General features: G+C 37.2%; 2 protein-coding genes. Both read left to right on the top strand.

The annotated features are described in order from the left end of the window. The first annotated feature begins 97 nt into the window (after positions 1-97). On the top strand, positions 98-262 hold the full coding sequence (locus Q0954_RS35120; RefSeq protein ID WP_366916779.1) for a DUF1328 family protein: 165 nt from the start codon (positions 98-100) through the stop codon (positions 260-262). 106 nt (positions 263-368) lie between these two features. After that, positions 369-533: a DUF1328 domain-containing protein gene (locus Q0954_RS34155; RefSeq protein ID WP_299466625.1), complete on the top strand. Its 165-nt coding sequence runs from the start codon at positions 369-371 to the stop codon at positions 531-533. Positions 534-794 lie beyond the last annotated feature (261 nt).

The raw sequence follows: 794 nt of genomic DNA, 5'->3' as shown, positions 1-794 counted from the left end.
GCCTTGTCATAAGCGCCTGTTCTGGCTCTTTGAAATCACTCAAACAACCGTATACAATCAATTTATTAACCACTACTTCAACATAACCTTATATTTTATGATCAGAATAATTATTACTATACTCATTCTAGCCCTTGTGTCTGCTGTACTCGGATTTGGTGGAATCGCCGCTGGTATTGCTGGAATTGCTAAAGCTTTATTCTACCTTCTTATTGGTGTTTTTGTTGCAGCCTTGCTCATGAAATTCGTCCGGAGGGTTTAGCCTCGTCGTAAGCGCCTGATCTGGCGCTTTGAAATCTCTCAATCTTTTGAATTGAGTGTCAACCATACACAGTCAATTTATTAACCACACTACAACTTCTAATTTTATGATCAGATTAATTGTTACTTTACTTATTTTAGCCCTTGTTTCTGCTGTACTTGGATTTGGTGGAATCGCCGCTAGCATTGCTGGAATCGCCAAAGTTTTATTCTATATCTTTATCATAGTGTTCGTTGGAGCCATCCTAATGAAATTTCTCCGAAAGGTATAGCCTCCTAGTACTTAATTGTAAGCTCTACTTTAGCCATTTTGAACATATTAGATGTTTTCAATAGTCCATAGCCCCGACAAGGTTCTAGGGACTAGGTGCAAGGTTCTAGGTATACCTTGTTCCACAAGTAACCACACTTTTTTATCACACTGATTTTCAGTTATTTACAAAAAGCGTAGTTAGAAGTATTTAGTCGATAGTCCATAGTTGATTCGAGTAAACACTCACCTTGTTAAATACTGTAAACCAGTATTTTATATT

The organism is uncultured Microscilla sp. (assembly GCF_947493425.1).
Lineage (GTDB): Bacteria > Bacteroidota > Bacteroidia > Cytophagales > Microscillaceae > Microscilla.
This window is presented reverse-complemented; position numbering and strand designations above follow the sequence as displayed.